The sequence below is a fragment of the Microbacterium phyllosphaerae genome (assembly GCF_017876435.1).
GTDB lineage: Bacteria > Actinomycetota > Actinomycetes > Actinomycetales > Microbacteriaceae > Microbacterium > Microbacterium phyllosphaerae.
Genome location: NZ_JAGIOA010000001.1, coordinates 1,450,142 through 1,463,018, shown reverse-complemented (window position 1 = coordinate 1,463,018; position 12,877 = coordinate 1,450,142). Strand labels below are relative to the sequence as shown.

Annotated in this window: 8 protein-coding genes and 1 tRNA gene; 3 read left to right on the top strand and 6 right to left on the bottom strand. The window is 66.1% G+C overall.

What is annotated here, in order from left to right:
• Positions 1-10: 10 nt before the first annotated feature.
• Positions 11-1,420, top strand: a complete 1,410-nt coding sequence (locus JOF42_RS06800) for a GntP family permease (RefSeq protein ID WP_372443546.1) — start codon at positions 11-13, stop codon at positions 1,418-1,420.
• A gap of 7 nt (positions 1,421-1,427) precedes the next feature.
• Positions 1,428-1,949 carry a gluconokinase gene (locus JOF42_RS06795; RefSeq protein ID WP_245340740.1) on the top strand — a complete coding sequence of 174 codons (522 nt, stop codon included), beginning with the start codon at positions 1,428-1,430 and terminating at the stop codon, positions 1,947-1,949.
• A gap of 33 nt (positions 1,950-1,982) precedes the next feature.
• On the opposite strand, the gene JOF42_RS06790 is transcribed toward JOF42_RS06795, so the two are convergent.
• The 4 genes from JOF42_RS06790 to JOF42_RS06775 form a co-directional block, all read right to left on the bottom strand.
• Entirely contained in the window at positions 1,983-2,846 is an 864-nt protein-coding gene (locus tag JOF42_RS06790) for an FHA domain-containing protein (RefSeq protein ID WP_210097167.1), read from the bottom strand.
• Between the two features lie 15 nt (positions 2,847-2,861).
• Positions 2,862-3,128 carry a hypothetical protein gene (locus JOF42_RS06785; protein ID WP_210097166.1) on the bottom strand — a complete coding sequence of 89 codons (267 nt, stop codon included), beginning with the start codon at positions 3,126-3,128 and terminating at the stop codon, positions 2,862-2,864.
• A 204-nt stretch (positions 3,129-3,332) separates the two neighbouring features.
• Positions 3,333-3,417, bottom strand: a tRNA-Tyr gene (locus JOF42_RS06780).
• A gap of 86 nt (positions 3,418-3,503) precedes the next feature.
• Entirely contained in the window at positions 3,504-4,433 is a 930-nt protein-coding gene (locus JOF42_RS06775; RefSeq protein WP_210097165.1) for a PfkB family carbohydrate kinase, read from the bottom strand.
• A gap of 86 nt (positions 4,434-4,519) precedes the next feature.
• Here JOF42_RS06775 and JOF42_RS06770 point away from each other — a divergent pair, with 86 nt between their 5' ends.
• A complete protein-coding gene (locus JOF42_RS06770; RefSeq protein WP_210097164.1) occupies positions 4,520-5,116 on the top strand; it encodes a hypothetical protein in 597 nt (198 codons plus the stop codon).
• Between the two features lie 97 nt (positions 5,117-5,213).
• On the opposite strand, the gene rpoC is transcribed toward JOF42_RS06770, so the two are convergent.
• Entirely contained in the window at positions 5,214-9,089 is a 3,876-nt protein-coding gene (gene rpoC, locus JOF42_RS06765) for a DNA-directed RNA polymerase subunit beta' (RefSeq protein ID WP_210097163.1), read from the bottom strand.
• Positions 9,090-9,174: 85 nt separating this feature from the next.
• Positions 9,175-12,678, bottom strand: coding sequence for a DNA-directed RNA polymerase subunit beta (gene rpoB, locus JOF42_RS06760; protein ID WP_210097162.1), 3,504 nt, complete (start codon positions 12,676-12,678; stop codon positions 9,175-9,177).
• Positions 12,679-12,877 lie beyond the last annotated feature (199 nt).

The following is a 12,877-nucleotide window of genomic DNA, read 5'->3' as shown; positions in this document are numbered from 1 at the left end:
AAGGAAGCTCATGGCACTCTTCACCCCCGCCGCTGACGCGCTCATGACGGCCGTCACCGACGCCGCAGCACCCGACCGCCCCGCGGGCCAGCTCATCACCGCCGCCGTGATCGGCATCGCAGTGATCATCGTCCTCATCACGTGGGTCAAGCTGCATCCGTTCCTGTCGCTCACGATCGGTGCACTCGCCACCGGCGCGATCGCCGGCATGGACATCGCCGCCTCCGTCACCAGCTTCTCGACCGGATTCGGCACGACCATGGGCGGCGTCGGCATCCTGATCGCGCTCGGAGCGATCTACGGCAAGCTCCTCGCCGATTCGGGCGGAGCCGACCGCATCGTCGACACTCTCGTCAGCCGGGCCAGCGCACGCTCCCTCCCCTGGGTGATGGGCCTCATCGGCGCCGTCATCGGGCTGCCGATGTTCTTCGAGGTCGGTCTCGTCCTGCTCGTACCGGTCATCATCCTCGTCGCGCGTCGCTCCGGCGCTCCCCTGATGCGCATCGCGATCCCGACACTCGCCGGGCTCTCGGCGATGCACGGACTCGTCCCGCCGCACCCAGGACCGCTCGCCGCCATCGACGCGCTCGGTGCCAACCTCGGCCTCACCCTCGCGTTCGGCGTCATCGTCGCGATCCCCGCCGTGATCATCTCCGGCCCCCTGTTCGCGCGGTTCGCGGCCCGCTGGGTCGACGTCCCCGTTCCTGAACTGTTCGTGACCGAAGAGGACGAGGGCGTCGACCAGCGTCGCCGCCCGTCGTTCGGCGCCACGCTCTTCAGCATCCTGCTCCCCGTGTTCCTCATGCTGGCGAAGGCCGTCGCCGACATCTCGGCCGCCGGATCCGACGCCCCCTGGAAGGTCGCCCTCGACTTCCTCGGCACACCCGTCATCGCACTGCTGATCGCCGTGCTCGCCGGATTCTTCATCCTCGGCCGCGGAGCCGGCTTCGACCGCACGAAGATCAACGACATCGTCGGCTCCTCGCTGGGCCCGATCGCCGGCATCCTGCTGATCGTCGGCGCCGGTGGCGGTTTCAAGCAGGTGCTGGTCGACACCGGCATCGGCGACGTGATCGCGCAGTTCGTCTCGGGCTCGTCGGTCTCCGTCCTGATCCTCGCCTGGCTGGTCGCCGTGGTCATCCGCGTCGCCACAGGATCTGCGACCGTGGCGACCATCACCGCCGCCGGCATCCTGCAGCCGCTCACCGAGACACTCGACTCCCCCATGGTCGCGCTGCTCGTGCTGGCGATCGGCTCGGGATCCGTGTTCCTCTCTCACGTCAACGACGCGGGGTTCTGGCTCATCAAGGAGTACTTCGGTCTCAGCATCCCGCAAACGCTGAAGTCCTGGACGGTGCTCGAGTGCCTGATCTCCGTCACGGGCCTTGCCGGCGTCCTCGTCCTGAGCATCTTCGTCTGAGCGCGCCATGATGATGTCCGTCAACGCTCCCGTCCTCGTCTTCATGGGCGTCGCCAGCACCGGCAAGTCCACGGTCGCCGCGATGCTCGCCGGCCGCCTCGGCTGGGCCTTCGAAGAGGGCGACGACCTGCACCCCGAGGCCAACGTCGCCAAGATGGCGGCGGGTCATGCGCTCAACGACGACGACCGCTGGCCCTGGCTCGACCGCATCGCCGAGTGGATCGACGAGCGCATCGAGGCCGGCGAACCCGGCATCGTCACGTGCTCGGCCCTGAAGCGCAGCTATCGTGACGTGCTGCGCCGCGATGCGGTCACGTTCGTCCACTTCGCCGGCGAACGAGAGCTGATCCTCGATCGGATGCTGCGCCGCCAGGGCCACTTCATGCCCGCGACGCTGCTCGACTCGCAGTTCGCGACGCTCGAAGCGCTCGGAGACGACGAGAGGTCGATCGAGATCGACATCGCTCTGACGCCCGCCGAGCAGGCGGCGCAGATCGCCTCGCGGCTGCGCCTGCATCCCGACTACTGATCGCTGCGGCGTCCGCGGAAGACGGCGAAGAACTCAGCCGAGCTCTCCTGACCCGTACGGCCGCACGGGCTGCTGCTTCTGGAACTCGTACTCGCCGCCCTGGCGTCCGCCGAAGGGGCGGCCGTGGTCGGCGAACTCCTCGCGGTAGTAGGCGAGCCGCCACGTTCCGATCTCGATCCGAGAACCGGTCCGAAGGATTCTGGCATCATCCTTGCTGTGCGGCAGGTTGGGGCGCCCGCCTCCGGTCGCGGCGAACGAGTACAGCACGTACTCGTCATCGTCGTTGTGCCGGATCTCGGCGTGACGCGCTTCCAGTCCCTCCAGGCGGAGATCCGCCTCAGGTCCGGACCCGAGGACGGTGCTTCCGGGGAGGAGGTCGAACTCTCGCGGCCTGCTGAAGTTCCAGTCACCTGAGCCGACCGCGAAGATCAACCGAGGGCGACCGGACCCGGGGAGGTAGTGGGTCGTCGTGACCCGCCGACGAACCCGCCTAGACACGGTGGGCACAAGGGGGAACAGCGTGGGCGGCGGCATCGGAAGCCGGAAGCCGTCGCCACCGTCGCGGTGGGATGCCTCGGACAGGAGGGTCGAGAGATGTCCGAGCTTGATGTGCGGCGAGCCGACGATCGCCCGCCCGACAGGACCAGGCTTCACGTCGCCGAACTGGACGAGAGTCCCCCGCGGACCTTCCACACGCACGGCGATTCCGCGCCGCGCGAGTCCGTCGGCGAGAGGGCCGAGCTCAGCCAGATCATGTCGGCTCATGCCGCCCAGACCCGGACTGGACTCGAAGGTCACGACGACCTCCGTACCCGCAGCGCGGACGCTGAACCGCGTCGGGGGGCCGCCGTCAGCGGCAGCCTGCTCCACATTCAGGTCGATATCGAGACGGAGCATCGGAGTGGGTCTTCCTCAGCGCGAGCCAGAGTCACCGGAGGCGCTGTCACTGGTCGTGACCCGCAGTGTGCCGTTGAACTTCCACGTCGCGCGCGGCGCATCCGGCCCGATGTCGCGGGGAACCTCGACGGTCATGTCGTCGAACGTGTAGTTGACGGCCGCACCTCTACCGGTGAGGTACGCCCACATCTCCCGCCCGAGGTCTGTCCAATCCGTGATCGATGCACCGGTGGGCCCGGATGTCGAGTCGAACAGTTCCGCAGGTTCGTTCGGATCGCTCATGGCGTGCTCCTTCGCTCGGTCCATGTCTGTGAGTCAGATTATGCGCCTGCATATTCCGGCTGTCCAGATATATCTGAACTCCGTCTAGAAATAGACGTCGACGCTGTCGGCGACTCGACACCGGATCGAGTCGGGCGACTACTCGATGCCGCAACGAGAAAGGCCCCGATCGCCGCGTGTCCGCGGGTATCGAGGCCTTCGTTCTGGTGGCGAGTGAGGGATTCGAACCCCCGAATGCAATGCAGTCTGATTTACAGTCAGATCCCTTTGGCCGCTTGGGTAACTCGCCAGAGCGCACCCGTCCGACTTCGACAGCCAACCGGGGGCACGATAGATAATCATACCTGCGAACGGCAGGCGCGAGAAATCGAGATGTCAGCTGCCGAAGACGCCTCTGTCGGCGTCCGTCAGAGACTCCGGAGTGCGCAGCAGACCGCCCTCCGCTCGGCACGTCGCCGCGGCCACATCCATCGCACGATCGAGCAGGCCCTGCCATCCCTCCGCATCCGTCGGCACGCCTTCAGCGAGCCCCGCCGCCACGGCTGCGAGCGTCGCGTCCCCGGCGCCGACCGTGTCGACCACGCGCCCGGGGAGCGCTGAGATGGGGGCTGTGACGACACCGGCATCCGACTCGAGTGCGGCGCCGTCAGCACCTGCTGTCGCGAGGACCGCGCCGACCCCGAGCCCGCGCAGTCGAGCACGGAGCGCGTCGAGGTCGCCGTCGTACAGCAGGGTCGCGTCATCTGCGCCCACCTTGACGATCGCCGCCCCTGCGGCCGCACGCTCGAAGCCCCGCACGAACTCCTCACGGTCACTGAGCATGCCTGAGCGTGGGTTGGGGTCGATGGCGAGACGAGCGTCGCCCGCGGCGGCGATGAGAGCGTCGACCTCTGCCGGCACATCGAACGGGAAGCAGCTGACAGCCACCAGACCGGCATCGGCCATAGCCCGCGCGGCCTCGGCGGAGTAGCGGATGCTGCGCTGCTGCGCCGCCTGATTGAAGACGTACACGGGCTCGCCGTCGGCTCCTCGCTGCACGATCGCCCGCGAGGAGCCGAGCGGAGCCTCACTCGCGATCAGACGGACGTCATGGTCCACGAGGTATTCGCGGATGTGCGCGCCCGCCTCATCGTCGCCGACCATCGCGATCAGCGTGGTCGGTACGCCGAGTCGTCGAAGCCCGACGGCCACGTTCAACGCGGCGCCACCGACGAGCTCGCGCACTCCGGCATCGTCACGGATCTCATCGATCAACGCGTCTCCGACGACGACGGCACCGGACGCACGGGAGGATTCAACGCTCATTCCGCCGACACTACCGCGCACACGACATCTTCGGCGCCGCGGTCTGCCTCTATCGCGCGGGTACTACCGACCATTACGGTGAGCGCATGAACGCGCGACTCGCCACCGGCGCTGGGGCCGTCTTGCTCATCGCACTGCTGACCGCCTGCGGTCCCGGCGGTTCCGGGGCCGATGGGCAGGGCACGTCGCCCAGCCCTTCCGTGACCTCGACGGCGGATGCGACGGCCGAACCCTCTCCGTCGCCCTCCCCCACTCCCACGACGGCGCCGATCACGCTGCCGACCGACTGCCGAGCGATCCTCTCGGACGACGTCCTCGCGCAGCTCGACGGAGTGCCGCTGAATGACGCGGCCTTCGGCCCCTCAGGAGTCGGCGATGACGGCAGCCTCACCTGCATCTGGGCCGACCCTGCAGCCGACACCACACGACTCGTCACGACCATCTCGCTCATGAACCGCGGTCCCGCCCTCGACATGCTCAACGCGCTCGTCGCCGACGAGGGCTTCACCTGCTTCACGCCGGACGACGGCACACGCTGCGAGAAGACCTGGCAGAACACGGAGTACCCCGTGACCGACGGCCGCACGCTGTTCTGGCGCGACGACGTGCTGATCGACTCCCAGTACTCGAACCTCGCCCCCGAGGGCTACACGTCGAGCATCATCGCCCACCTGTTCGACTGACGCGCCGCAGTCACCGCCGACCGGCCGCCTCCCCGGCATCCGGGCACGAAGAAGGCCCCGGGCGAATCACCCGGGGCCTTCTCACTCACTCAGTACGTCAGTTGTACGTACCCGGCGTGATGTCGTCCGTCGAGAACGCGTCGAAGTCGACGTAACCGAAGTCGCCGTCAGCGTACGCACCGTCGGATGCGAAGATCCGGTTCGGGTAGCGCTCGCTCTTGGCTTCTTCCGTCGCCTCGACCGTGACGTCGCGGTACTTCGAGAGACCGGTTCCGGCGGGGATGAGCTTTCCGATGATGACGTTCTCCTTGAGACCGACCAGCGGGTCGCGCTTGCCCTGCATCGCAGCCTCGGTGAGCACGCGGGTCGTCTCCTGGAAGGAGGCGGCCGACAGCCACGACTCCGTCGCGAGCGACGCCTTCGTGATACCCATCAGCTCCGAACGGCCCGACGCGGGGCGCTTGCCCTCTGCCACAGCCTCGCGGTTGATCGCCTGGTAGCGCTTGAGGTCGACCATCTCACCCGGGAGCAGGGTCGTGTCGGCGTGATCGACGACGGTGACCTTGCGGAGCATCTGACGGACGATGACCTCGATGTGCTTGTCGTGGATCGGCACACCCTGCGAGCGGTACACGCCCTGCACGCCGCCGACGAGGTAACGCTGCACCTCGCGGGCACCCATGACACGCATGACCTCCTTGGGGTCGAGCGTTCCGACCAGCAGAGGCTGACCGACGCTGACGTGCTGACCGTCCTCGACCAGAAGCGTCGCACGCTTCAGAACCGGGTAGATCACCTCTTCGTCACCGTTGTCGGGCGTCAGGATGAGCTTCTTCGCCTTGTCGGTCTCGTCGATCGTGATGCGACCGTCGGCCTCTGCGATGGGCGACGCAGCCTTGGGGGTACGCGCCTCGAAGAGCTCCTGCACACGGGGCAGACCCTGCGTGATGTCATCGGCCGAAGCCGAACCACCGGTGTGGAAGGTACGCATCGTCAGCTGGGTACCGGGCTCACCGATCGACTGGGCCGCGATGATGCCGACGGCCTCGCCGATGTCGACGGTCTTACCCGTCGCGAGCGAACGTCCGTAGCACTGCGCGCAGACACCGACGGCGGAGTCGCAGGTCAGGACCGAGCGCACCTTGATGCTCTCGACGCCCAGGGCGACCAGCTTGTCGATGAGCACGTCACCCACGTCGTCGCCGGCAGAGGCGAGGACCTCGCCCTTGCTGTCGACCACGTCGGAGGCCAGCGTACGAGCGAACACCGAGTTCTCGACGTTCGCGTCACGCACCAGCTCGCCCTGCGAGTTCGGAGCGGCGATCGGGAGCTCGAGGCCCTTCGACGTGCCGCAGTCCTCTTCGCGGATGATGACGTCCTGCGAGACATCCACCAGACGACGGGTCAGGTAACCCGAGTCGGCGGTACGCAGAGCGGTGTCAGCCAGACCCTTACGGGTACCGTGCGTCGCGATGAAGTACTCCGCCACCGACAGACCCTCGCGGTACGAGGAGATGATCGGACGCGGGATGATCTCACCCTTGGGGTTGTTCACCAGACCACGCATACCGGCGATGTTCCGGATCTGCAGCCAGTTACCACGGGCGCCCGACGACACCATGCGGTTGATGGTGTTGTCCTCGGGGAAGTTCGCCTTCATCGCGGCCTGGACCTCGTCGGTCGCCTCGGTCCAGATCTTGATGAGCTCCTGGCGACGCTCCGTGTCGGTCGTCAGACCCTTCTCGTACTGAGACTGGACCTTCGAGGCCTGCTTCTCGTAACCGGCGACGATCTCGGCCTTGTTCGGCGGCGTGAGGATGTCGCTCAGCGCGACGGTCACACCCGAACGAGTGGCCCAGTAGAAGCCGGCGTCCTTGATGCGGTCCAGCGACGCAGCCGTCTCGACCTTGGGGTACTCCTCGGCCAGCTTGTTGACGATCTGCGACAGCTTGTTCTTGTCAGCCTGCTCGCGGACGAACGGGTAGCCCTTCGGCAGCGTGTCGTTGAAGATCGCCTGTCCGAGCGACGCGTCGACGAGACCGTGGCGCTCGTAGCCCTCGGGCGCTTCGCCCTCGAGGAACGTCAGACCCGGGATGCGGATGCGGACCTTGGCCTGCAGGTCGAGGGTGCCCTCGTCCTTGGCCAGGATCGCCTCGCCCACCGAACCGAATGCACGGCCCTCACCGGCTGCGCCCGCCTTGACCGTGGTCAGGTGGTGCAGACCGATGATCATGTCCTGCGAAGGCAGGGTGACCGGGCGTCCGTCGGACGGCTTCAGGATGTTGTTCGACGCGAGCATCAGCACGCGGGCCTCGGCCTGAGCCTCGACCGACAGCGGCAGGTGGACGGCCATCTGGTCACCGTCGAAGTCGGCGTTGAACGCCGCGCAGACGAGCGGGTGCAGCTGGATGGCCTTGCCCTCGACGAGCTGAGGCTCGAACGCCTGGATGCCCAGACGGTGCAGCGTGGGTGCACGGTTGAGCAGCACGGGACGCTCGCGGATGATCTCCTCGAGCACGTCCCAGACCTCGGGACGGGTGCGCTCGACGGCGCGCTTGGCCGCCTTGATGTTCTGCGAGTGACCGAGGTCGATCAGGCGCTTGATCACGAACGGCTTGAAGAGCTCCAGAGCCATCTGCTTGGGCAGACCGCACTGGTGCAGCTTCAGCTGCGGGCCGACGATGATGACCGAACGGCCCGAGTAGTCGACGCGCTTGCCGAGCAGGTTCTGGCGGAAACGACCCTGCTTACCCTTCAGCATGTCGCTGAGGGACTTCAGGGCGCGGTTGCCGGTACCGGTGACGGGACGACCACGGCGACCGTTGTCGAACAGTGCGTCGACGGCCTCCTGCAGCATCCGCTTCTCGTTGTTGACGATGATCTCGGGGGCACCGAGGTCGATCAGACGACGAAGACGGTTGTTGCGGTTGATCACACGACGGTAGAGGTCGTTGAGGTCGGAGGTCGCGAAGCGGCCACCGTCGAGCTGCACCATCGGGCGCAGCTCCGGCGGGATGACCGGAACGACGTCGAGGACCATGGCGGCCGGGCTCATGCCGGTCTCCAGGAACGAGTTGACGACCTTCAGGCGCTTGATCGCACGGATCTTGCGCTGGCCCTTGCCCTCGGAGATCTGCAGGTGCAGGCTCTCCGCCTCGGCGGCCAGGTCGAACGCCGCGAGGCGACGCTGGATCGACTCGGCGCCCATGTAGGCCTCGAAGTACTGACCGAAACGGTCCTGCAGCTCGTGGAAGACGTCATCCTCGGGGCGCAGTGCACCGACCTCGAGGGTGCGGAAGTCTTCCCACACGCGCTCGAGCTTGGCGATCGCCTCGTCGGCACCCTTGCGGATGAGCGACATCTCCTTCTCGCCGGCGTCCTTGACCTTCTTCTTCGCGTCGGCCTTGGCGCCCTCTGCCTCGAGGGAAGCGAGCTCCTCCTCCAGGCGTGCCAGGCGCTCGGCGATCTTCGCGTCGCGGCGGTCTCCGAGCGTCTTCAGCTCGAGGCGGATGTTGTTCTCCTGCGTGCCCAGGTCGCGGTGACGAGCATCCTCGTCGACCGAGATGACCATGTACGCGGCGAAGTAGATGACCTTCTCGAGGTCCTTCGGCGCCATGTCGAGCAGGTAGCCCAGACGCGAGGGAACACCCTTGAAGTACCAGATGTGGGTGACGGGAGCGGCGAGCTCGATGTGACCCATGCGCTCACGACGGACCGAGGACTTGGTGACCTCGACGCCGCAGCGCTCGCAGACGATGCCCTTGAAGCGGACACGCTTGTACTTGCCGCAGGCGCACTCCCAGTCGCGGGACGGGCCGAAGATCTGCTCTCCGAAGAGACCGTCCTTCTCCGGCTTCAGGGTGCGGTAGTTGATGGTTTCAGGCTTCTTGACCTCGCCGTAGGACCAGGCGCGGATGTGATCCGCGGTGGCCAGGCCGATGCGAAGCTCATCGAAAGTGTTTGACTCGAGCACAAATTCTCCTGTGTAGGAATTCTTCTGAAGAAATCGGGGAGGTGGGCCGCCGCCGGAGCTGCACGCTCAGGCGGCGGCCTGAACCTTAGATCTCGTCGATCGAGGCGGCCTCGAAGCGGCTGGAGATGTTGATGCCGAGCTCTTCCGCAGCGCGGAAGGCCTCGTCGTCCGTGTCGCGGAGGTTGACCAGCGTGCCGTCGGCCGAGAGGACCTCGACGTTCAGGCAGAGCGACTGCATCTCCTTCATGAGCACCTTGAAGGACTCGGGGATGCCGGGCTCCTGGATGTTCTCGCCCTTGACGATGGCCTCGTACACCTTGACGCGGCCGAGGATGTCATCGGACTTGATCGTGAGGAGCTCCTGGAGCGCGTAAGCGGCACCGTAGGCCTCGAGGGCCCACACCTCCATCTCACCGAATCGCTGGCCACCGAACTGCGCCTTACCACCGAGCGGCTGCTGGGTGATCATCGAGTACGGACCAGTCGAACGCGCGTGGATCTTGTCGTCGACCAGGTGGTGGAGCTTCAGGATGTACATGTAGCCCACCGAGATCGGCGCCGGGAACGGCTCGCCGGAGCGGCCGTCGAACATCTGGGCCTTTCCGCTGGAGTCGATCAGACGGATGCCGTCGCGGGTCGGGATGGTGGAGTCGAGGAGACCTGCGATCTCCTCCTCGCTCGCTCCGTCGAACACCGGGGTCGCGACCTTGGTGCCGGGGGCGGCTTCGAAGGCATCCTTCGGGAGCTTGGTAGCCCACTCCGGGGTTCCCTCGACCTTCCAACCCTGCTTCGCGATCCACCCGAGGTGGGTCTCGAGCACCTGACCGAAGTTCATTCGACCCGGGATACCCAGCGGGTTCAGCACGATGTCGACCGGCGTTCCGTCCGCGAGGAACGGCATGTCCTCGATCGGGAGGATCTTCGCGATGACACCCTTGTTGCCGTGACGACCGGCGAGCTTGTCACCCTCGGTGATCTTGCGCTTCTGGGCGATGTAGACCACGACGCGGCGGTTGACGCCGGAGCCGAGCTCGTCGTCACCGTCTTCGGCGTTGAACTCCTTGACGGCGATGATCGTGCCCTGCTCACCGTGGGGCACCTTCAGAGAGGTGTCACGGACCTCGCGGCTCTTCTCGTTGAAGATCGCGCGGAGCAGACGCTCCTCAGCCGACAGCTCGGTCTCACCCTTCGGCGTGACCTTGCCGACGAGGATGTCGCCGGGGCGGACCTCGGCACCGATGCGGATGATGCCGCGCTCGTCGAGATCCTTGAGCAGCTCGGGGCTGACGTTGGGGAGGTCACGGGTGATCTCCTCCTTGCCCAGCTTCGTGTCGCGGGCGTCGACCTCGTACTCCTCGATGTGGATCGACGAGAGGGTGTCGTCCTTCACCAGGTCCTGGCTCAGGATGATCGCGTCCTCGAAGTTGTAGCCCTCCCACGTCATGAACGCGACGAGGAGGTTCTTTCCGAGTGCCAGTTCGCCGTTCTCGGTGGCGGGGCCATCGGCGATGACCTCTCCGACCTCGACGCGGTCGCCCTCGTTGACGACGACCTTCTGGTTGTAGGACGTGCCCTGGTTCGAGCGGTCGAACTTGCGCAGGTGGTAGTCCTGCGTGCCACCCTCGTCGAGCATGACCGTGACGCGGTCTGCGGAGACCTCGGAGACGACACCCGGCTTCTCGGCCGTGAGCACGTCTCCGGCGTCGATGGCGGTGTAGCCCTCCATACCGGTTCCGACGAGCGGCGAGTCGCTGCGGAGCAGCGGCACAGCCTGACGCTGCATGTTGGCACCCATGAGGGCGCGCTGTGCGTCGTCGTGCTCGAGGAACGGCACGAGCGAGGTCGCGACCGACACCATCTGGCGCGGCGAGACGTCGATGTAGCCGATCTCCTCCGGGAGGAAGAGGTCGACCTCACCGCTGCCGCCCTTGGGGCGTGCGAGGACGTGGCTCTCGCGGAAGCGACCGTTCTTGTCGAGCGGGGCGTTGGCCTGCGCGATGTTGAAGTCGACCTCTTCGGAAGCGGTCAGGTAGTCGATGTGCTCGGTGACGACGCCACCCTCGACCTTGCGGTACGGGGTCTCGATGAAACCGAACGAGTTGATGCGCGCGAAGGTCGCGAGAGCACCGATCAGACCGATGTTCGGGCCTTCAGGCGTCTCGATCGGGCACATGCGGCCGTAGTGCGACGGGTGGACGTCACGGACCTCGACACCGGCGCGGTCACGGCTCAGACCACCGGGTCCGAGGGCCGAGAGACGACGCTTGTTGGTCAGACCCGCGAGCGGGTTGTTCTGGTCCATGAACTGCGACAGCTGCGACGTTCCGAAGAACTCCTTGATCGCGGCGACGACGGGGCGCACGTTGATCAGGGTCTGCGGCGTGATCGCCTCGATGTCCTGCGTGGTCATGCGCTCGCGGACGACGCGCTCCATGCGGGAGAGACCGGTGCGGACCTGGTTCTGGATCAGCTCGCCGACCGCGCGGATGCGACGGTTGCCGAAGTTGTCGATGTCGTCGGTCGCGATCCGGATCTCGGCCTTCTTGCCCGAGCGGATGCCGGGGAAGGTCTCCTCGGTGCCTGCGTGCAGGCGGACGAGGTACTTGATCGTCGCGACGATGTCCTGAACCGTGAGGACGGAGTCGGTCAGCGGGGCGTCGAGGCCCAGCTTGTGGTTGATCTTGTAACGACCCACCTTCGCCAGGTCGTAGCGCTTCGGGTTGAAGTAGAAGTTGTCGAGGAGCGCACGCGCGGCCTCGGCGGCCACCTGCTCGCCCGGACGCAGCTTGCGGTAGATGTCGCGGAGCGCATCTTCCTTGGTGACGATCGTGTCCTTCGCGAGCGTCTCCTCGATGGAGGTGTAGCCGGCGAACTCCGCGAGGATCTCCTCGCTGGTCATGCCCAGCGCCTTGAGGAACACGGTGACGGACTGCTTGCGCTTGCGGTCGACGCGGACGCCGACCTGGTCGCGCTTGTCGATCTCGAACTCGAGCCATGCACCACGGCTCGGGATGACGCGCGCCGACACGATGTCCTTGTCGGACGTCTTGTCGGGGGTCTTGTCGAAGTAGACACCGGGCGAACGCACGAGCTGCGAGACGACGACGCGCTCGGAACCGTTGATGATGAACGTTCCCTTGCCGGTCTGAAGCGGGAAGTCGCCCATGAAGACCGTCTGGGTCTTGATCTCACCCGTGAGGTGGTTCATGAACTCGGCCTCGACGTACAGCGGAGCAGCGTAGGTCTTGCCGCGCTCCTTGCACTCCTCGATCGAGTACTTCTCCGGCTCGAGGTACGGGTTCGTGAACGACAGCTGCATCGTCTCGCCGAGGTCCTCGATCGGAGAGATCTCCTCGAAGATCTCGCCGAGACCGCTGTTCTCGTTCACGTCGGTGCGGCCGGCCTTCTTGGCCTCTGCGACGCGAGCCTTCCAGTCGTCGTTGCCGACGAGCCAGCCGAAGGATTCGGTCTGCAGAGCGAGAAGGTCAGGGACCGTCAGCGTGTCGGAGATCTTGGCGAACGAAAGACGGGATGCTCCGCGTCCGTTCTTAGTGGTGGTGGTGGTGGATGCGTTGCGAGCAGCAGCCAAGGGAATAACCTCCGTGAGCCCCGCAGGGCTTCTCGATTCCTTTGTCGTCAGGTGAGTGTGCGCCCGTTTGCTCAACGAGATGCCGACCACCATATGAGGGCACGGAGAAGCGAGCGCAACTACCAACTATACGCGCGATCTTGCGACATGGCAAGCTCGATCCTTGACCTTCTTCGGATGCTGCGGTATTGGCATCCGA

Coding starts and splice junctions, on each gene's coding strand:
- JOF42_RS06800 (WP_372443546.1), top strand. CDS start 11: ATGGCACTCTTCACCCCCGCCGCTGACGCGCTCATGACGGCCGTCACC.
- JOF42_RS06785 (WP_210097166.1), bottom strand. CDS start 3,128: ATGAGCGATCCGAACGAACCTGCGGAACTGTTCGACTCGACATCCGGG.
- JOF42_RS06795 (WP_245340740.1), top strand. CDS start 1,428: ATGATGATGTCCGTCAACGCTCCCGTCCTCGTCTTCATGGGCGTCGCC.
- JOF42_RS06790 (WP_210097167.1), bottom strand. CDS start 2,846: ATGCTCCGTCTCGATATCGACCTGAATGTGGAGCAGGCTGCCGCTGAC.
- JOF42_RS06770 (WP_210097164.1), top strand. CDS start 4,520: ATGAACGCGCGACTCGCCACCGGCGCTGGGGCCGTCTTGCTCATCGCA.
- JOF42_RS06775 (WP_210097165.1), bottom strand. CDS start 4,433: ATGAGCGTTGAATCCTCCCGTGCGTCCGGTGCCGTCGTCGTCGGAGAC.